This window comes from Pseudomonas zanjanensis, from assembly GCF_014268745.2.
GTDB classification, from domain to species: domain Bacteria; phylum Pseudomonadota; class Gammaproteobacteria; order Pseudomonadales; family Pseudomonadaceae; genus Aquipseudomonas; species Aquipseudomonas zanjanensis.
Genome location: NZ_JABWRB020000001.1, coordinates 2,215,386 through 2,235,273, shown reverse-complemented (window position 1 = coordinate 2,235,273; position 19,888 = coordinate 2,215,386). Strand labels below are relative to the sequence as shown.

Genomic DNA, 19,888 nt, shown 5'->3' with positions numbered 1-19,888 from the left:
GAAGTAGGCAGCAGGCGGGGTAACGCCTGAAATCGACTGCCTGAACACTTGACCTTTGGCGGTGATGGCGGTTCCGCTTACATCGACAAAACGCGGGGTACTGCACAACTTTTCGGTATGCGACGACGGCCCACAGACCCATGCTAGTCAGCTAAGCGAAATGAAGCCGAGCAGTCATCCTGTGGCGAGGGAGCTTGCTCCCGCTGGGTCGCGAAGCGGCCCTGTCTTGGGGCTGCTGCGCAGCCCAGCGGGAGCAAGCTCCCTCGCCACGGATTGTGTGTTTGCCCAAGGTTCCACTTAACGGCTAGTCCGCCTGCAAACCCTGTTGCAGGGCCGGGTCATCGGGGTTCAGCTGTTCCAGTTGCGCCAACAGGATCTGAACGTTCTGCAACTGGCCGGTCTCCTTCCAATAGTTGATCAGCAACACCCGGGCCTTGCGGTCGGCGGGGTAGCGCTGGACGATTTCCTGCAACTGTTTCTGCGCGGCTTCCACTTCCTGTTCAGCATGTAGGGTGGTTGCCAGGTCATAGCGGTAATGCCGGTTTTCGGGTTCCAGTTCCACGGCTTTTGCCAGGCCGAGCACGGCATACTCGCTCTGGCCGTGTTGCAGCAGCCACATGCCCAGCGCATGTTGCAGATAAGCCGACGCTGGCTGGGTTTGCAACTGTCGGGCGAGTAATTGTCGGGCGGCTTCGCCCTGGCCCTGTTTGTCCAGCACTTCGATCTGCATGACCAGCGCCGGCAGGTTGTCCGGTTGCAGGCGCAAGGCCTGCTCAAGGGCCAATTGGGCTTTCTTCAATTCGGCGTTGTGCAGGTGCAGCCGGGCGAGTTGGTAGTGGGACTCAGCGGTTTTCGGGCCGTCTTCGAGCATCTGCTCCCAAGTGTCGATGGCGATCTGCATCGCGCCGAAATACAAGCCGAGATCATCTGGCGACAGGCCCAGCAGCGCGTTCACGGCGGCGAACCGGACGTTCGGGTCGTCATCGTCCAGAAGCGGGCCGAGCAACAGGCTGCGTTGGCCTGTCGGGACCAGCCCGACGACGCTGCCAATGGCGGCCCGGCGCACGTCCGGCGACTCGCTGTGCAGGTCGGCGTCCGCCAGTTTCAGGGCTTGGGGGCTGGGGTAGTTGGGCAGTTCGGCGTGCAGCCACACGCGGCGCTTGGGCGAGAGATCCGGACGTCCCAGTTGCTGGTAAAGCATCCGCGCCGCCCCCGGCTGTCCGTTGCGGGCGCTTTCCAAGGCTTCGCTGTAGCCACGCTTGATTGCCTCGGGGATCTGCGGCGTGGTGCTGCGCAGCCACACCGCGACAAGACCGATCAACAACAGGACACAGAGGCTGAGGAGCAGATAGCGGCGGCGAGGCGAGGGCATGCAGGGAATCCATTACCAGAAGCGTGAAATGCCGCAAGCTTCGGTCAGGTGGCGGCCTGAGTCAAACCTTGTGAGTTATGCGCATTTAACCCTGTGGGAGCGGGCTTGCTCGCGAAGGCGGCTGCACCTTCGACATATCTTCAAGCTGATCCACCGCTTTCGCGAGCAAGCCCGCTCCCACAGTAGAGCAGCGGTGAACCTCTTGTTCAATATCTCCCCAGGGGCCGGGACTAGTAACAGCCGAAAAAAAGCCCCGCGTCCAAATGAGACGCGGGGCAAAAATTTGGCTGGTTGCGGCCAACCAAAGGAGCTCGGTTGAGCCGGGCGGGTCAATTGCTGGCGACGGTTTCCGGTTGCCAGCCGCCACCCAGGGCCTTGTAGATCGCGACGATGCCGCGGTACAGGTCCACTTCGGCCTGGGCCTGGGTGTCTTCGGCCGCCAGGCGTTCACGTTGGGCGTCGAGCAGCACGAGGAAATCCACGGTGCCTTCGCGGTAGCGAATCTCTGCCAGGTCGGCGGCGGCGCGGCTCGATTCGCTCTGGCGGATCAGCGAGATCAGCCGCTGCTGACGCTTGCCATAGTCACTGAAGGCATTTTCCGACTCTTCCAGGGCCAGCAGCACTTGCTGTTCGTAGTTCGCCAGAGCTCCGTCCGCCTCGGCGTCGGCACCGCGCAAGCGCGCCCGCACGCTGCCCAGGTCGAAAGCGGCCCAGGTAATGCTCGGGCCCAGCGCCCAGGCGTTGGCGGCAGAGGAACCGATCTGCGAACCGCGTCCGGCGGTGAAACCGAGGAAACCGCTCAAGCTGACCCGTGGGAACAGGTCGGCCTTGGCCACGCCGATGCGCGCCGTGGCGGCGGCCAGTTGGCGTTCGGCACTGAGGATGTCCGGGCGCCGTTGCAGCAGTTCACCCGGGTCGCCGATGGGTAGGGCCTTGGCGATGGCTGGCAGCTGTTTCGGGCCCAGGTCCACGCTGAGTTTGTCCGGGCGTTCGCCCAACAGCGTGGCGATACGATTGCGTTGGCGCGCCTGCTCGGCCTGCAGCTGTGGCACGCTGGCTTCCACCGAGGCCAGGCGCGCATCGGCACGGACCACGTCGAGCTGATCGCCGACGCCGGCATCACGCAGGCTTTCGGTGATCTTGCGCGAATCCTGCTGGTTCTTCAGGTTGGCCAGGGCGATCTTTTCCCGCAGTTGTGCGCCGCGCAGTTGACCATAGGCATCCACCAGCTCGGCGATCATCGTCACCTGCAACTGATAGAGATCGGCTTCGATCGCCTGTTGATCGGCATCGGTGGCTTCCAGGTTGCGCTGGATGCGCCCGAACAAATCCAGCTCCCAGGCCATGTCCAGGCCCAGGTCGTAACGCTCGGAGTTGACCCGCTCGTCAGTCTGCCCCATCGGGTTCTGGCCTTTGCCCAGTTCGCTGCTGGCACGGCTGGTAATGGTCGGCATGGCGTCATTGCTGGCGTCATCGCGAATCGCCCGTGCGGCCCGCAAGCGGGCGAAGGCCACGCGCAACTCGCGGTTGCCGTCCAGGGAACGGGTCACCAACGCGTTGAGGGTCGGGTCGTCGAACTGCTGCCACCAGACGCCTTCGAAACGGGCGCGGTCGAAGTTCTTCTGGCCGGCGGCGCCGTCGGTGGCGGTGGTGATATTCGCCGCCTCCGTTTGTGGTGCCTTGTAGTCCGGGCCTACGGCACAGGCACTCAATGCCAGGACCAGCAAGCTCGGCACGAACGCTTTCAAACTCATTGTTGCGCCTCCAGTTTCAAAGCCCGGGCCGCCTTGCGGGCCTCGCTGCGTTCGACGAAGTTGCGGATCAGTACATAGAAGACGGGGGTGAGCAGCAGGCCGAAGAAGGTCACGCCGAGCATCCCGGAGAACACCGCCACACCCATGGCATGGCGCATTTCCGCACCGGCGCCGCTGGAGAACACCAGGGGCACCACGCCCATGATGAAGGCGAAGGAGGTCATCAGGATCGGCCGCAGACGCAGGCGGCACGCTTCGAGGACCGCCGCCAGCGGGTTCATGCCTTCGAGCTGTTTATCCTTGGCGAACTCGACGATCAGAATCGCGTTCTTGCAGGCAAGCCCCACCAGTACGATCAAACCGATCTGGGTAAAGATGTTGTTGTCGCCACCGGAGAGGATCACCCCGGTAATCGCCGACAGCAGGGTCATCGGTACGATCAGGATCACCGCCAATGGCAGGCTCCAGCTCTCGTACTGTGCCGCGAGCACCAGGAACGCCAGCAGTACGCAGAGCGGGAACACGAACAGCGCGGTGTTGCCCGAGAGGATCTGCTGGTACGTCAGGTCGGTCCACTCGTACGTCATGCCGTTGGGCAGTTCGTCCTTGAGCAGTTTCTCGATGGCTTTCTCGGCCTGGCCGGAGCTGTAGCCCGGGGCGGCAGCACCGTTGATTTCAGCAGTGATAAAGCCGTTGTAGTGCATCACGCGGTCTGGGCCCGAGGTGTCGCTGACCTTGATGAAGGTCGCCAGCGGGATCATCTCGCCACGGTTGTTGCGCACCTTGAGCTGGCCGATCTGGTCCGACTCGAGACGGAACTGCTGCTCGGCCTGGACGTTGACCTGGTAAGTACGGCCGAAGCGGTTGAAGTCGTTGGCATACAGCGAACCCAGGTAAATCTGCAGGGTGTCGAAGATGTCGCTGACGGCCACGCCGTGGGTCTTGGCTTTTTCACGGTCGATGGCGGCATCGACCTGGGGTACGTTCACGGTGTAGCTGGTAAACAACCCGGCCAGTTCCGGCACGCTGCGGCTCTTGGTGATGATGTTCATGGTTTCTTTGTACAGCTCGTCGTAGCCCAGGTTGCCCCGGTCTTCGATCTGCAGGCGGAAACCACCGATCGTGCCCAGGCCCTGTACCGGCGGCGGCGGGAAGATCGCCATGTAGGCTTCCTGGATCTCCGAGTACTTGCCGTTCAAGGCACCGGCGATGGCGCCGGCCGACATGCTCGGGTCCTTGCGCTCATCGAAGGGCTTGAGGGTCACGAACACGATGCCGGCGTTCGGGCTGTTGGTGAAACCGTTGATCGACAGGCCCGGGAAGGCCACGGCGCTTTGAACGCCCGGTTGCTTGAGCGCCAGGTCGGACATGCGCTTGATCACATCTTCGGTGCGATCCAGGCTCGCGGCGTCCGGCAGTTGGGCGAAGGCCACCAGGTATTGCTTGTCCTGGCCGGGCACGAAGCCCGTCGGGGTAGTCGAAAAACCGAAGAACGTCAGCACCATCAGGCCTGCATAAAGCACCAGGGCGATGCCGCTGCTGCGGATAACCCGCGCGACGGTGCCCACGTAGCCATGGCTGGCGCGCTCGAAGAAGCGGTTGAATGGACGGAACAACCAGCCGCCGAAGAGCTTGTCGAGGAACTTGGAGAAACGGTCCTTGGGCGCGTCATGGCCTTTGAGCAATACGGCAGCCAGGGCAGGGGACAGGGTCAGGGAGTTGATCGCCGAGATCACCGTGGAGATGGCAATGGTCAGGGCGAACTGTTTATAGAACTGACCGGTCAAGCCACTGATGAACGCCGCCGGAACGAAGACCGCGCACAGCACCAGGGCGGTGGCGATGATCGGGCCGGTCACTTCGCCCATGGCGCGCTTGGTCGCCTCCACGGGGGTGAGGCCCAGTTCGATGTTTCGCTCGACGTTTTCCACCACCACGATGGCGTCGTCCACCACGATACCGATCGCCAGGACCAGGCCGAACAGTGACAGGGCGTTCAACGAGAAGCCGAACAGGTGCATCACCGCGAACGTACCGATCAGCGAAACCGGCACCGCCACCAACGGAATGATCGAGGCGCGCCAGGTCTGCAGGAACAGGATTACCACCAGCACCACGAGGATCAATGCTTCGAACAGGGTGTGGACCACCGCTTCGATGGAGCCGCGGACGAAGATCGTCGGGTCATAGACGATGCTGTAGTCCATCCCGGCCGGGAAGCCTTTCTTCAGCTCATCCATCTTCTCGCGAACGTCATTGGAGATCTGGATGGCGTTAGAGCCGGGACGCTGGAAGATCGGGATCGCCACCGCCGGTTGGTTGTCCAGCAGCGAACGCAAGGCGTACTGGCTGGAGCCCAGTTCGACCCGAGCGATGTCCTTCAGGCGAGTGATTTCACCGTTGGCGCCGGAACGAATGATGATGTTCTCGAACTCTTCCTCATTGACCAGGCGCCCCTGGGTGTTGATCGACAGCTGGAAGGCCTGGGCATTCGGCGCCGGCGGCGCACCCAGGGCACCGGCCGCCACTTGACGGTTCTGCTCACGGATCGCGGTGACCACGTCGGTGGCGGTCAGGTTGCGCGAGGCGGTCTTGTTCGGATCCAGCCAGACGCGCAGGGAATAGTCGCCCATGCCGAACAATTGCACATCACCCACGCCGCCCAGGCGCGCCAGCTCATCCTTGATGTTGAGCAGGGCGTAGTTGGACAGGTAGAGCATGTCGTAGCGTTGGTCCGGCGAGGTCAAGTGCACGACCATGGTCAGGTCGGGCGATGCCTTGTCCACCGTGATGCCGATCCGGGTCACTTCTTCCGGCAGCTTGGGCTCGGTCCGGGTGACGCGGTTCTGCACCTGCACCTGGGCGTTGTCCAGGTCGGTGCCGAGGGCGAATGTGATGGTCAGGGTGATCTTGCCGTCAGCGGTGGACTGCGAGGACATGTACAACATGTTCTCGACGCCGGTAATGGCCTGCTCCAGGGGCGCGGCCACGGTTTCGCCGATGACCTTGGGGTTGGCGCCCGGGAAGTTGGCGCGTACGACCACGGTCGGCGGCACGACTTCCGGGTATTCGCTGATCGGTAGCTGGAACAGCGAGATGGCGCCGGCGATCAGGATCAGCAGCGAAAGCACTGCTGCGAAGATCGGCCGCGAAATGAAGAACTGGGAAAATTTCATCTTGGATTCAGTCCCTTAGTCGCGTGGGGTCGCAGCGGCCAGTTTGCCTGCCGAGCCTGACGCCGCCTTGGAGGGCGCGACTTGGGGCAGGTTGCTGGCTTCGAGCGCTTTACGTTGTTGTGCCAGGGCGGCAATGGTTTCTTCGCTGGCCATCGGCACGGTTTCAGGCGTGACCGGTGCACCTGGACGAGCCCGTTGCAGCCCCTTGACGATGATGGTGTCGTCCTTGTTCAGGCCGCTGCGCACGATGCGCAGGCCTTCGATCTTCGGCCCCAGCTCGACGGCGCGGTAGGCCGGCTTGTTTTCGGCGTCCATCACCAAGACGAATTTCTTGCCCAGGTCGGTGCCCACGGCTTCGTCGTTGATCAGCACGGCAGCGTAGGTGCCGCTGCCCACCAGCTTCAAGCGGGCGTACAGGCCTGGGGTGTAGGTGCCATCCTTGTTGTCGAACACCGCGCGGCCACGGATGGTGCCGGTCTGTGGGTTGACCTGGTTGTCGACGAAGTTCATCTGGCCCTGGTGTGGGTTGCCGTCCTCGTTGGACAGGCCCATGTAGACCGGCGTGGCCTGGCCGCGCTGGCCCTGGCGGGCGAGTTGGGTGTACTTGAGGAAGACCCGCTCGTCGGCGTCGAAGTAGGCGTAGACCTTGTCGGTGGACACGACGCTGGTCAGCGGCGTGACATCGGCGGTCACCAGGTTGCCGGCGGTGATTTCCGCCCGGCTGACGCGACCGCTGATGGGCGAGGTAACGCGGGTGAAGCTCAGGTTCAGTTTCGCCAGGTCCAACTGCGCCTGGATGGCTGCGGCGGCGGCACGGGCTTCCTGGGCGGCGCTGGTGCGCGAATCCGCCAGCTCGGCGGAAATGGCATTGCTCAAGCGCAGGCGTTCGCCACGTTGGGCTTCATTCTCGCTGCGGGTGGCGGTGGCGCGGGCCTGGGCCAGTTGCGCTTCGAGACGACGGACTTCAGCCTGGAAGGGGCGTGGGTCGATCTGGAACAACAGATCGCCCTTCTTGACCAACGCGCCTTCGGTGAAGGCCACTTCGTCGATCTGCCCGGAAACCCGCGGGCGGATCTCAACGGTTTCTGGCGCTTCGAGGCGACCGGTGAATTCATCCCATTCGTTGACAGGCTGCTCCAAGACCTTGGCCACACTGACTTTGGCCGGCGGCATGGACGCTGCCGTGTCGGGAGTCTTGCCGCAAGCGCTCATCACCAGCACCGCCAGCAGCGCGAGGGGAAAACGCAGTTTTGAAAGTGAATGTTCCATGGATAGCATCCGCCAATGTATTGAGAATGGGCGGATGATGCGTGGCGCAAGACACCGGAACGAATCGAATGAAGCAAAGGTAACTATCATTCAGAATGATATAAGCCATCAATGAGACCTCTAGTCCGGGTAATGCGCCGCATTTTTTGGGAACCGATGGGCCCGTGGCGAGGGAGCTTGCTCCCGCTGGGCTGCGTAGCAGCCCCAAAACCAAGCACCGCGTAGCGCCAGGTAGATCGCATGCAGCTTGTTGGGGCCGCTTCGCGCCCCAGCGGGAGCAAGCTCCCTCGCCACGGGGTTGAGTGCTCGGCATCAGGTCTGGAAACACCCGAGAACCCCTGTGGGAGCCGAGCTTGCTCGCGATGACGGCTGTCCAGCCGACATCACCGCCAACGGACCCACCGCTTTCGCGAGCAGGCTCGCTCCCACACGGAAATTGGCGGTGGACACAAACCTTGTGGTCACTCGAGAACCCAGTGGGAGGGCCATAGGGTTTTGTAGCCTCAACCAAACTGCCTTTGTGGCGAGGGAGCTTGCTCTCGCTGGGCTGCGTAGCAGCCCCAAAACCAAGCACCGCGTAGCGCCAGGTAGATCGCATGCAGCTTATTGGGGCCGCTTCGCGCCCCAGCGGGAGCAAGCTCCCTCGCCACGGGGTTGAGTGCTCGGCATCAGGTTTGGAAACACCCGAGAACCCCTGTGGGAGCCGAGCTTGCTCGCGATGACGGCTGTCCAGCCGACATCACCGCCAACGGACCCACCGCTTTCGCGAGCAGGCTCGCTCTCACATTGGTTTCGGCAAGTCTTGAGTGAGTGGGTTGCCCACGAGCGGGCTTTGCTTTCTTATGATCAAACTTATTGATGGCCGCCGGGTGAGCTTGACTCAAGCCTAATGCGGCAGATACAGGTCATGGACACGCTTGACGGTCCCATCCGCGCGAAGCGCTTCAACCGCTTCGCGCAAATGCTCGACCATTTCTGGCGAGCATTGCTTCGAACAGGCCAGGTAAAGGTCGGCGCTGCTGCCGACCTTGCTCATGAGCAGTTTGCGCTTGGACACCTTCGGCCAGATGTATCGACTCTCCGGCACGCCGTTGAACCAGGCATCGATACGCCCCATCAACAGCATCTGGGCGGGATTGTCGCCAATGGCCAGCGGGTAGATCTGTTCATCGCTGAAGCCTTCGGTGCGCAGGATATCTTCCTGTGCACTGCCCAGGCCGACGCCGATCTTGCGGTAGGTTTCCTTGGCCTGGGCGAAGCTGCTCACCCGTCGTTCAAGGCTGAAAAAAGCTCGCTCCATGGGCATGATCGAGGCGATCCAGGTGAAACGATCCTCACGGGTGGGGATGCGCGAAAGAGGTGCGATCAGGTGGTCATGTTCTTCACTGACGTGCTTTTGTGCCCGGGCCCAGGGAAGCACATGGACCTTTACCGTGTAGCCAGCCTTGGTCATGGCTGCCACGGCGACATCGCCCACGATGCCGTAACCCCTGGGATCGTTGACGAACGTCAGCGGCGGAGCCTCGAGAATGTGCAGTTCAATTTCCAAGGCTTCAGCGCCGGCGTTGTGCACGACCAGCAACGGTATCAATAGACAAAGCCTGGATAGCGCCTTGGTGGGAACATTCAAAACGCGTTTGCTCAGGCTCATGGTCGATACTTCAGGCGTTGGAAAGTGGGCGCCATTCTACGGGGCGGCGCCGGAAACAGCGTGCTGCAGGCCGTTTTATGTGATGCGGCGCACCCCGAGTGGGTTCGCCACAGTCGTTTTATCAGGACACGCCAGTCTGTTGCGTTGGCCTGACTGCGTGTATCTGAAGGTATAGATCATTGCATCGACAAAAGCCTTTAATCTGGCGCTTTGTGACGATATCCAAGGATGGTCACAAGTTGTCAACGATCTTCAGGATGCGTAAGCTGCCCCCATGAACCAGCCATCCCTACCTTCGCCCAGTACCCGCGGCCCAGTCGATCATGACATTCGCCACCAGATTGTCGCGGCGGCCAATGAGCATTTCAGTCAATACGGTTATGGCAAGACCACGGTGTCCGACCTGGCCAAGGCCATCGGTTTCTCCAAGGCCTACATCTACAAGTTCTTCGACTCCAAGCAGGCGATTGGCGAGGCCATCTGTAGCCAGTGCCTGGCCGAAATCGTCGCAGCGGTGGAGCAGGCCATCAGTGAAGAGGGGCTTTCGGCGACGGAGCGTTTTCGCCGCTTGGTCAAGGCCCTGATCACTACGGGTGTGAACCTGTTTTTCAATGATCGCAAGCTCTATGACATTGCGGCGTTTTCCGCGTCGGAGCGCTGGCCCAGTTCGCAAGTCTATAACGCACGGATCAAGAACTTCGTGCTGCAGATCGTGCGTGAGGGGCGGGAGCTTGGAGAGTTCGAGCGCAAGACGCCATTGGATGAGACGGTCGACGCGATCCATCTGGCGCTGCGGCCGTTCGTCAATCCTTTGCTGTTGCAACACAACCTCGATTACGTCGACGACGCCCCCACGCTTACCTGCAATCTCATCTTGCGTAGTCTCATGCCGTGAGCGTTGGCTGACGGTAACCGCGCATCAGTACCGGCTGTTACGGCTGCGCCTTTCTCTTGAGTGGATCCGCCATTTTTGTGACCAATCACATAGTTGGTCATGAGGGTGGATTCAGTCAGCGAACCGCCACCGGCTGGCCTTCAGCAGGCTGCCAGCCACCACCCAGCGCCCTGAATGCCGCCACCGCGGCCCGTGCCGATTCTGTACGTGCTTGCGCCCGTGCGTCGGAGACCTGCAGCAGCGTGGCGTCGGCATTGAGGACGTCGATCAGGCTGGCGGTGCCTTTTTGATAAGCAATGTACGAAGATTGGCGGGCCTGTGTCAGCGAGGTTTCGCCTTGGGTGAGGGTGTTCGCCTGGGATTCTCGATTCACCAGCGCGGAGAAGGCGTTCTCGACGTCCTCGGTGGCGCGCAGTGCGGATTGGCGATAAGCCGCCAGCGCTTCGGCTTCCTGCCCCTTGGCCTGGTCGATTTGCGCATTGATGCGGCCAAAGTCGAAGAGTCTCCAGCGCAGCCCCAGCGCGCCCGCCGCCTGGCTGGCATCACCGGTGAAAAGGTTGCCGGCGGAAACTGCCGTGGCACTGCCCAGCAACGCGCTAAGGGAAAATTTCGGGTAGTACTCGGCGATGGCCTCGCCGATACGCGCATTGGAGGCAGCCAAACGACGCTCGGCCACGATCAGGTCTGGCCGGCGGCGCAATAGATCGGCAGGGGCCCCCATGGTCGTTATCTGTGGCGCCAAAGGGATGCTCCGTCCATTTGCCAACTGCTCGCGATAGGTGCCGGGCGGCGTGCCGAGCATGACATCCAGGGCGTTCATGGCCGCGTCCAGGCCCGTTTGCAGCACGGGCCTCGTCGCCTGGACCTGCGAGAGGGTGCCCTCGACCTGATGAACCTGATAGCTGGCCGCAAGGCCCTTGCTGTACAGCAGTTGGACTTTCTCCAGCAGGTCCTGCTGTGTCTTGACTTGTCGGTTGGCAATGTCCAGCCGCGCCTGCAATCCCCGGGCAGTGATGTAGAGGTCGGCAGTCTGTGCGGCGACGGCCAGGCGTGTGGCCGTGACACCTGCTTCGCTGGCCTGGTACTCGGCCAGCGCCGCTTCGCGTCCGCGGCGCAGGCCGCCGAAGAGGTCCATTTCCCAACTGGCGCCCAGGTTGAGCTCGTAGGCGCTGCCGTAGCGATCGTAGCCTGGTGTCGAGTCCAGCACTTGGCCCAGTGGCGTTTCCACGGATTGATACGCGCGCGCAGCCTGGCCGTTGATGTTTCCAGAGGGCAATAACGCCGCATTGGCAGCCCCCAGGCCGGCCCGCGCCTGGGTGACACGGGCCGATGCCTGCGCCAGGTCCAGGTTCTGCTCGAGCGCCTTGGTAATCAGGTCGCTGAGCACTGGATCGGCAAAACCTTCCCACCATGTGGCCAGGCTGGCCGGCGTCGCTGCGGTCCTTTGTTCGACAGAGGTCTGGCCCAGGTAGCGATGGGCGAGCGCAGTGTCTGGACGATGATAATCCGGACCGACAGTGCAGCCTGCCATCATGCTGAAGCTCACCAACCAAGCAGCGGGGCGTAGGGGCGACATTGGGATTCCTGGAGTCGTGGATGATTTGTGACCATATTATATTGTGGTCACTTTCTGTCAATGAGCACTCAGGGGGCAAACTTTGTAATGTGACTGAATAAAGGTTACAGGGGAGATTGATTAGGGTGTGAATCGAGCAGTGACCATTGACAGTAATGGTCACGAGATTGAGAATGCGGTCTCTCTGTCCTCATTTGCCAAAAAGGGAACCTATGCGCCGGCTCCGACCTGTCACCTTTGCCGCTTGCTTGTTGCCGCTCGTCCTGACGGCGTGTGGCGATTCCTCCACCACCCAAGACCCGCGCACACTTGCCCCGTTGGTGCGGGTCGCCCAAGTTCAGGGTTCGTCCGACGCCACGCGTTCTTTTACTGGCGTGGTGGCCGCTCGTGTCCAAAGTGACCTGGGCTTCCGGGTATCGGGAAAGGTGCTCGAACGTTTGGTCGATACCGGGCAGGCGGTAAAACGCGGTCAGCCGCTCATGCGCCTCGATCCCATCGACCTGGGGTTGCAAGCCCGAGCCCAGCAAGAAGCAGTCGCTGCCGCCCGGGCCCGGGCCAAGCAGACCGCCGATGACGAGGCGCGCTATCGCGATCTGGTCGCCGCAGGCGCTATTTCCGCATCGGGTTACGACCAGATCAAAGCCGCCGCCGACACCGCCAAGGCCCAACTCAGCGCCGCGCAGGCCCAGGCTGACGTCGCCCGGAACGCATCGGGTTATGCGGTGCTGCTCGCCGATGCCGACGGTGTCGTGATGGACACGCTGGCCGAACCCGGGCAAGTCGTCAGCCCCGGGCAAACCGTGGTTCGACTGGCGCGGGCCGGGCAGCGTGAAGCGGTTGTGCAGTTGCCTGAGACCCTGCGACCTGCCGCAGGCGCCACCGCCCAGGCGACGCTTTATGGCGCTAGCACGGGTGCCGTCACCGCAAAGTTGAGGCTGCTGTCGGATTCGGCCGACCGCGTGACCCGCACCTTCGAGGCCCGGTATGTGCTGGAGGGGGCGTTGGCCAATGCACCGCTGGGGGCGACCGTTACGCTGCGCATCGCCGGAGGTTCCGCGCAACGGCAGGCGCTGCAAGTGCCGATAGCGGCCATTTATGATTCGGGAAAAGGTACCGGCGTATGGAGCATTGACGGCGAACCGGCGAAAGTCATCTGGCGACCTGTGCAAGTCCTGGGTCTGAGCGACGACGCCGCGCGCGTCTCCGGTGATCTCAACGTGGGCGAGCGCATTGTCGGGCTCGGCGCCCATCTGCTGCGCGAGGGTGAAGAAGTGCGGCTGGCGCAACCGGGTGACGTGAAGGTTGCCGGGGGCCGTCCATGAGCCTCAACCTGTCGGCGCTCGCCGTTCGCGAGCGATCCATTACCGTGTTTCTGATTTTCCTGATCGCCGTCGCGGGGACCTTGGCGTTCTTCCAGTTGGGGCGCGCCGAGGACCCACCGTTTACGGTCAAGCAGTTGACCGTCATCACCGCATGGCCGGGCGCAACCGCCCAGGAAATGCAGGACCAGGTCGCCGAGCCGCTTGAAAAACGCTTGCAGGAATTGAAGTGGTACGACCGCACGGAAACCTACACCCGTCCCGGCCTGGCCTTCACCATGGTGTCGCTGGTCGATCGAACGCCACCTTCCCAGGTGCAAGAGGAGTTCTATCAGGCGCGCAAAAAACTCCAGGACGAAGCGCTCAAGTTGCCGGCCGGCGTCATCGGGCCAATGGTCAATGACGAGTTTTCCGATGTGACGTTCGCGCTGTTCGCCCTGAAAGCCAAGGGCGAGCCGCAGCGATTGCTGGTGCGTGATGCCGAAGCGTTGCGCCAGCGCCTGCTGCACGTGGCGGGGGTGAAAAAAGTCAACATCATCGGCGAGCGGGCCGAGCGTATCTTTATTTCCTTCTCCCATGATCGGCTGGCCACCCTGGGCGTCTCGCCCCAGGATATCTTCGCGGCGTTGAACAGTCAGAACGCGCTCACGCCCGCCGGCTCGATCGAAACCAATGGACCGCAGGTCTTCCTTCGGGTCGACGGCGCGTTCGATAAATTGGCGAAAATTCGCGACACGCCCCTGGCGATTCAAGGGCGCACGCTCAAGCTCTCGGACGTGGCGACCGTCGAGCGTGGCTACGAGGATCCAGCCACGTTCCTGGTGCGCAACAACGGTGAAGACGCGCTGTTGCTGGGCGTCGTGATGCGTGAAGGCTGGAACGGCCTGGACCTGGGCAAGGCCCTGGATGCGGAGACGACCAGGATCAACGAAGACATGCCCTTGGGCATGACCCTCACCAAAGTCACCGACCAATCGGTGAACATCGACTCGGCCGTCGGTGAGTTCATGGTCAAATTCTTCGTCGCGTTGCTGGTGGTGATGATCGTCTGCTTTCTCAGCATGGGTTGGCGTGTGGGGGTGGTGGTCGCGGCGGCGGTGCCATTGACGTTGGCCGTGGTGTTCGTGGTCATGGCGGCCACCGGCAAGAATTTTGACCGCATCACACTGGGATCACTGATCCTGGCGCTCGGGTTGTTGGTGGATGATGCCATCATCGCCATCGAAATGATGGTGGTGAAGATGGAGGAAGGCTACGACCGAATCAAGGCCTCCGCCTATGCCTGGAGCCATACGGCCGCGCCGATGTTGTCCGGTACGTTGGTGACAGCGATCGGATTCATGCCCAACGGTTTCGCCCAATCGACCGCCGGCGAGTACACCAGCAACATGTTCTGGATCGTCGGTATCGCCCTGATCGCGTCCTGGGTGGTGGCGGTAGCGTTCACCCCTTACCTGGGGGTGAAGATGTTACCGGACATCAAGCAGGTCGAGGGTGGCCACGCAGCCATCTATAACACTCGCCACTACAATCGTTTTCGCCAGGTCCTGACCCGGGTCATCGCGGGCAAATGGTGGGTGGCCGGCACAGTGGTCACGACATTTATCGTGGCGATCCTCGGCATGGGCCTGGTGAAGAAACAGTTCTTCCCGACCTCCGATCGCCCGGAGGTGCTGATCGAAGTGCAAATGCCCTATGGCACTTCCATCGAGCAGACCAGCGCCACCACCGCCAAGGTCGAGGCCTGGTTGCAAAAACAGGACGAGGCGAAAATCGTCACGGCCTACATCGGCCAGGGTGCGCCACGTTTCTACCTGGCGATGGCGCCGGAACTGCCCGATCCGTCGTTCGCCAAGATCGTCGTGTTGACCGACAGCCAGGAAGCGCGCGAGACCCTCAAGTTCCGTCTTCGCGAGGCGGCAGCCGAGGGGCTTGTCCCGGAGGCGCGCATCCGCGTGACGCAACTGGTGTTCGGCCCGTATTCACCGTATCCGGTTGCCTACCGGGTGATGGGGCCGGATCCGTCGAAGTTGCGCGAGATCGCGGCGCAGGTCCAGGGCGTCATGCAGGCGAGCCCGTTGATGCGGACCGTCAATACCGATTGGGGGCCACTGACGCCGACGTTGCATTTCACCCTGGACCAGGACCGCTTGCAGGCGGTAGGCCTGACGTCCAATGCGGTCGCGCGGCAATTGCAGTTCCTGCTGGCGGGGGTGCCGATCACGGCGGTTCGCGAGGACATCCGCTCGGTGCAGGTGGTCGGTCGCGCGGCCGGTGATATTCGCCTCGACCCGGCGAGGATCGAGGGCTTTACCCTGGTGGGTGCGGCGGGTCAGCGTATTCCGCTGTCCCAGGTGGGCGAGGTCGATGTGCGCATGGAGGATCCGATTCTTCGTCGTCGTGACCGCACCCCGACCATGACCGTGCGCGGCGACATTGCCGAAGGCTTGCAGCCACCGGACGTATCGAGCGCGATCATCAAGGCCCTGCAGTCGATCATCGACACCCTGCCGAGCGGCTATCGGATCGAGCAGGCAGGCGCCATCGAGGAGTCGGGCAAGGCCGGCAAGGCGATCGTGCCGCTGGTGCCAATCATGGTGGCCCTGACCCTGCTGATCATCATCGTGCAGGTGCGTTCGATCTCGGCCATGATCATGGTGTTCCTCACCGCGCCCCTGGGTTTGATTGGGGTGGTGCCGACGTTGCTGATCTTCCAACAGCCGTTCGGGATCAACGCCCTGGTGGGCCTGATCGCGCTCTCGGGCATCCTGATGCGCAACACGCTGATCCTGATCGGGCAGATCCATCACAACAAACAAGAGGGGCTGGAACCCTTCCATGCGGTCATCGAAGCCACGGTGCAACGGGCGCGCCCGGTCCTGCTGACAGCGTTGGCGGCCATCCTGGCTTTTATCCCGCTAACGCACTCGGTGTTCTGGGGCACGTTGGCCTACACGCTGATCGGCGGCACGTTCGTCGGCACCGTCATGACGTTGGTGTTCCTGCCGGCGATGTACGCCATCTGGTTCAAGATCCGTCCTGACGCGCCAGCGCACACCCCGGCAGCACCGTTGGCGTAAGCCAGCCATTCAATGAACGTCGACTGAGCAAATGAAGAGGTTTCAAATGATGACTTCCCAAGGGCAAAAACGCATCGTCGTCACTGGCGTGGGCATTGTCGGCCCGCTGGGTTGTGGCGTGGAAGAAGTCTGGCCGCGCTTGCTGGCTGGGCGCTCCGGCATTCGTCTCCTGTCTGGCGATATCACCGAGGGGACGGGCGTGGCCGTGGGCGGCCAGGTGCCGTCGTTGGAAGAAGACCCCATCGCCGGTTACGACCCCGAGCGCATCATCCCCGCCAAGGATCGCAAGAAAATGGATCGCTTCATTGAGTTCGCCCTGGTGGCGGCCGAAGAAGCGTTGCAACAGGCGGGCTGGCAACCGACCGATGCCCACGACCAGGAGCGGACGGCGACGATCATTGCTTCGGGCGTGGGTGGTTTTGGCGCAATTGCCGGTGCGGTCCGCACCACTGATGAGCGAGGTCCGCGCCGATTGTCACCGTTCACGGCGCCGGCCTTTCTCGCCAACATGGCGGCCGGGCACGTGTCCATCCGTCACGGTTTCAAAGGCCCGCTCGGTGCGCCGGTCACCGCCTGTGCGGCGGGGGTGCAGGCCATTGGCGATGCGGCCAGGCTCATCCGCAGCGGCGAGGCGGATGTCGCCATATGCGGCGGGACGGAAGCAGCGATAGATCGCGTAACCCTGGGTTGTTTTGCCGCCGCTCGCGCGCTATCCACCGGTTTTGCCGAGCGCCCGCAAGAGGCCTCGCGGCCTTTCGATCGAGATCGCGACGGCTTTGTCATGGCCGAGGGGGCAGGGCTGCTGGTGATCGAGTCGCTGGAACACGCCCTTGCCCGCGGCGCCAAGCCGTTGGCGGAGTTGGTGGGTTACGGCACCAGCGCCGATGCCTACCACCTGACCGCCGGCCCGGAAGATGGCGACGGCGCCCGGCGCGCGATGGAGCAGGCGTTGCGCCAGGCCGGGGTCAGTCCCACAGACGTGCAGCATATCAATGCCCATGCGACGTCCACCCAGGTTGGCGACAATGGTGAGCTGGCGGCGATTCGCTCGGTGTTCGGGCGCGGTTCCGATGTGGCGATCACCTCCACCAAGTCGGCCACTGGGCATCTGTTGGGGGCGGCGGGTGGTATCGAGGCTATTTTTACGGTGTTGGCGCTTCGGGACCAGATTGTTCCGCCGACCTTGAACCTGGTTCATCCTGACGAGGGGGCTGCGGGGCTTGATCTGGTTGGTCTTTGTGCCAGGGAGATGCCGATTACCCATGCGCTTTCCAATGGGTTTGGGTTTGGGGGGGTTAATGCCAGCGTGTTGTTTCGTCGCTGGGAGGCGTGAGGGTTTAGGGGAGACTGTGTGTATATCCGTTATTTCGGTCACGGCGGCTTAGGGTTCCGCCCTTACGGCGGGTCACTTTTGGAAAAGCGCCAAAAGTAACCAAAAGCGCTTTGCCCCACCACTCGGCACCTCGCTAAGGCTCGGTGTGCCCTCACTCCGGCATTGCTCCGTGGGCCGCCGCGAAGGGCCATCCATGGCCCAGCGCGGCTATCCCGGCATCCATGCCGGGATGCCCACTGCGCAATGCCTGCGTTCGGCCAGCGTGGTTAACGGGGCGCTCAGATCAAGATCAAGATCAAGATCCAAAGCAAGAGCAAGAGCAAGAGCGGGGTACAGGCAGGCATCTATGTGGCTGGGCTACCGATATCGCGAGCAAGCTTGCTCGGATCGTATTCGCTTTGCTGAAAGGACAAAGCGAATACCAACCAAAAGCGGCTTGAGGGCTTCCCCTCAACCATAGAATCTCCCACAGGACAAACGCAGTCCCATCAAGAACCAGGTCGGCTATCAGGCCGCCTCAGGGAGGACATTGATCTCGGGCGCCCACGCCGCACGGCCTACCCGCCAATTTTCCCTTAAGAACCACACAAGCATGCCGATACAACGCGGTAGATTCGATTGCGCGGGCGCCCTAGCGGGATCCCGCCGAAAGATATCCCAGGCGTTCGCACGCCTATGCCCATGTGATTTTTCAGGTTTGACCAGCATCGGACCTCAGGTGATAAACCATGTCAGCCCGCGCCAGGACCGAACTGGAAGGCGCCCTTGCCGTCTGCAAGGGCAGTTTTCTTTCCGTTGGTTTTTTCAGTTTTTTCGTCAACTTGCTGATGCTCGTTCCTTCGTTCTACATGCTGCAGGTGTATGACCGCGCGGTAGGCAGCGCCAGCGTGTCGACGCTGTTGATGCTGACGCTGATCATGTTGCTGTTGATGATCACCATGGGGGGCTTGGAGTGGGTCCGTTCGCGGATCATGGTGCGGATCAGTACGCGTCTGGATACGCTGCTGAGCCAGCGTCTGTTCGATGCCAGTTTCAAGCAGGCGCTCAATACCAGTGGCCTGAATGCCACGGCCCAGCCTTTGAGCGACCTGAACGGCTTACGCCAGTTCCTGACGGGCAACGGCCTGTTCGCGTTTTTCGACGTGCCGTGGATTCCGATCTACCTCGCGGTCATGTTCATGTTCCATCCCTGGTACGGCTGGATGGGAATCGTCAGTGCCGTGTTGCTGGGGGCGCTGGCCTTCGCCAATGAAAAGCTCACCCATGCGCCGCTGCAGGCGGCCAACCGTGAACAGATGGCAGCCACTGCGCTCACCCACAAAAGCTTGCGCAATGCCGAAGTGGTGGAATCCATGGGCATGCTTGCCAGCCTGCGTCAGCACTGGAGCGGGCGAACCCATAAGATTCTTGCCCTGCAAAGCCTGGCCAGCGACCGCGCCGCGACCATGACCTCGGTGTCCAGGACGTTCCGGCAAATCGTTCAGTCGCTGGTGCTGGGCCTGGGCGCCTATTTGGCGATCAATCACGAGATTTCGTCCGGGCTGATGATTGCCGGCTCGATTTTGCTAGGGCGCGCGTTGGCGCCCATCGATCAGTTGATCGGCGTATGGAAAGGCTTCCTGGGCGCCCGTTCGCAATACGCCCGGTTGCACGAATTGCTGCTCAAGGTGGCCGCCGAGCCTGAGCGCATGCCGCTGCCGGCGCCTGAAGGGGCGATTCGCGTCGAGGGCCTCTCGGCAGGGGCCCCGGATGCGCGCAAACCGATTATTCGCGGCGTGAATTTCCAGGTGAGCGCAGGCGAGGTGGTGGGCATCATTGGTCCCAGCGGCGCGGGGAAGTCGACCCTCGCCAGGGCATTGCTGGGCGTTTGGCCGTGCCTGGCTGGCACCGTACGCCTGGACGGTGCGGACATCAGCCAATGGCGTCGGGAGGAGTTGGGCCAGTACATCGGTTATCTGCCCCAGGACATCGAACTCTTCGAAGGCTCGATCAGCCAGAACATTTCCCGCTTTGGCACGGTGAACGCACCGGCCGTGGTCGCCGCCGCGCGCATGGCGGGAGTCCATGAGTTAATTCTGCAACTGCCCGATGGCTACGACACCTTGATCGGTGCCAATGGCGGTGGATTGTCCGGCGGCCAGCGACAACGTATCGGCCTGGCCCGCGCCTTGTACGGCGAACCGCGCCTGGTGGTGCTCGATGAGCCGAACTCCAACCTGGATGATGCCGGCGAAAAAATGCTCGCCGAGGCGCTGCAAAAGCTCAGGCAGAGCAGGGCCACGGTGTTTGTCATTACCCATCGATCCGGGGTGCTGGCGCAGGTGGACAAACTGCTGGTGCTCAATCAAGGCGAACTGAGTCTGTTCGGGCCGCGGGACCAGGTCCTGGCACGCCTGCGAGACGCAACACCCGCGGCCCGCCAGGCTGCCGCGATTCAACCGTAGGAAACGGATGAGCCATTTC

The 19,888-nt window shown here is 62.3% G+C and carries 11 protein-coding genes; 5 read left to right on the top strand and 6 right to left on the bottom strand.

Annotated features, from left to right (window positions below; genetic code table 11):
* Positions 1–304: 304 nt before the first annotated feature.
* The 5 genes from HU715_RS09300 to HU715_RS09280 form a co-directional block, all read right to left on the bottom strand.
* Positions 305–1,372 (bottom strand): tetratricopeptide repeat protein, encoded by a 1,068-nt coding sequence (locus HU715_RS09300; protein WP_186709353.1) that lies wholly within the window; start codon positions 1,370–1,372, stop codon positions 305–307.
* A 329-nt stretch (positions 1,373–1,701) separates the two neighbouring features.
* A complete protein-coding gene (locus HU715_RS09295) occupies positions 1,702–3,126 on the bottom strand; it encodes an efflux transporter outer membrane subunit (protein WP_186709352.1) in 1,425 nt (474 codons plus the stop codon).
* Positions 3,123–6,302 carry an efflux RND transporter permease subunit gene (locus tag HU715_RS09290; protein ID WP_186709351.1) on the bottom strand — a complete coding sequence of 1,060 codons (3,180 nt, stop codon included), beginning with the start codon at positions 6,300–6,302 and terminating at the stop codon, positions 3,123–3,125. Before HU715_RS09290 ends, HU715_RS09295 begins: the two co-directional genes overlap by 4 nt.
* A gap of 15 nt (positions 6,303–6,317) precedes the next feature.
* The gene (gene mexE / locus HU715_RS09285; protein WP_186709350.1) at positions 6,318–7,571 is read right to left on the bottom strand and encodes a multidrug efflux RND transporter periplasmic adaptor subunit MexE; all 1,254 of its coding nucleotides are present in this window, start codon (positions 7,569–7,571) and stop codon (positions 6,318–6,320) included.
* Between the two features lie 886 nt (positions 7,572–8,457).
* The gene (locus HU715_RS09280; protein ID WP_186706706.1) at positions 8,458–9,222 is read right to left on the bottom strand and encodes a substrate-binding periplasmic protein; all 765 of its coding nucleotides are present in this window, start codon (positions 9,220–9,222) and stop codon (positions 8,458–8,460) included.
* Between the two features lie 274 nt (positions 9,223–9,496).
* Here HU715_RS09280 and HU715_RS09275 point away from each other — a divergent pair, with 274 nt between their 5' ends.
* A complete protein-coding gene (locus HU715_RS09275; RefSeq protein ID WP_186706707.1) occupies positions 9,497–10,117 on the top strand; it encodes a TetR/AcrR family transcriptional regulator in 621 nt (206 codons plus the stop codon).
* Positions 10,118–10,232: 115 nt separating this feature from the next.
* On the opposite strand, the gene HU715_RS09270 is transcribed toward HU715_RS09275, so the two are convergent.
* Positions 10,233–11,693, bottom strand: a complete 1,461-nt coding sequence (locus tag HU715_RS09270) for an efflux transporter outer membrane subunit (RefSeq protein ID WP_186706708.1) — start codon at positions 11,691–11,693, stop codon at positions 10,233–10,235.
* Between the two features lie 212 nt (positions 11,694–11,905).
* On the opposite strand from HU715_RS09270, the gene HU715_RS09265 reads away from it, so the two are divergent.
* The 4 genes from HU715_RS09265 to HU715_RS09250 all read left to right on the top strand — a co-directional run bounded on the left by HU715_RS09265 (position 11,906) and on the right by HU715_RS09250 (position 19,869).
* Positions 11,906–13,015: an efflux RND transporter periplasmic adaptor subunit gene (locus HU715_RS09265; RefSeq protein ID WP_186706709.1), complete on the top strand. Its 1,110-nt coding sequence runs from the start codon at positions 11,906–11,908 to the stop codon at positions 13,013–13,015.
* On the top strand, positions 13,012–16,092 hold the full coding sequence (locus tag HU715_RS09260; protein ID WP_186706710.1) for an efflux RND transporter permease subunit: 3,081 nt from the start codon (positions 13,012–13,014) through the stop codon (positions 16,090–16,092). The genes HU715_RS09265 and HU715_RS09260 overlap by 4 nt, the downstream gene beginning before the upstream one ends.
* A gap of 46 nt (positions 16,093–16,138) precedes the next feature.
* Positions 16,139–17,425, top strand: coding sequence for a beta-ketoacyl-ACP synthase II (gene fabF / locus HU715_RS09255; protein ID WP_186706711.1), 1,287 nt, complete (start codon positions 16,139–16,141; stop codon positions 17,423–17,425).
* Positions 17,426–18,153: 728 nt separating this feature from the next.
* Entirely contained in the window at positions 18,154–19,869 is a 1,716-nt protein-coding gene (locus tag HU715_RS09250) for a type I secretion system permease/ATPase (protein WP_186706712.1), read from the top strand.
* Positions 19,870–19,888: the final 19 nt, after the last annotated feature.

Bases quoted from the DNA above. Each gene is read 5' to 3' on its own strand.
- HU715_RS09300 (WP_186709353.1), bottom strand. From the start codon at position 1,372: ATGCCCTCGCCTCGCCGCCGCTATCTGCTCCTCAGCCTCTGTGTCCTG.
- HU715_RS09295 (WP_186709352.1), bottom strand. From the start codon at position 3,126: ATGAGTTTGAAAGCGTTCGTGCCGAGCTTGCTGGTCCTGGCATTGAGT.
- HU715_RS09290 (WP_186709351.1), bottom strand. From the start codon at position 6,302: ATGAAATTTTCCCAGTTCTTCATTTCGCGGCCGATCTTCGCAGCAGTG.
- mexE (WP_186709350.1), bottom strand. From the start codon at position 7,571: ATGGAACATTCACTTTCAAAACTGCGTTTTCCCCTCGCGCTGCTGGCG.
- HU715_RS09280 (WP_186706706.1), bottom strand. From the start codon at position 9,222: ATGAGCCTGAGCAAACGCGTTTTGAATGTTCCCACCAAGGCGCTATCC.
- HU715_RS09275 (WP_186706707.1), top strand. From the start codon at position 9,497: ATGAACCAGCCATCCCTACCTTCGCCCAGTACCCGCGGCCCAGTCGAT.
- HU715_RS09270 (WP_186706708.1), bottom strand. From the start codon at position 11,693: ATGTCGCCCCTACGCCCCGCTGCTTGGTTGGTGAGCTTCAGCATGATG.
- HU715_RS09265 (WP_186706709.1), top strand. From the start codon at position 11,906: ATGCGCCGGCTCCGACCTGTCACCTTTGCCGCTTGCTTGTTGCCGCTC.
- HU715_RS09260 (WP_186706710.1), top strand. From the start codon at position 13,012: ATGAGCCTCAACCTGTCGGCGCTCGCCGTTCGCGAGCGATCCATTACC.
- fabF (WP_186706711.1), top strand. From the start codon at position 16,139: ATGATGACTTCCCAAGGGCAAAAACGCATCGTCGTCACTGGCGTGGGC.
- HU715_RS09250 (WP_186706712.1), top strand. From the start codon at position 18,154: ATGTCAGCCCGCGCCAGGACCGAACTGGAAGGCGCCCTTGCCGTCTGC.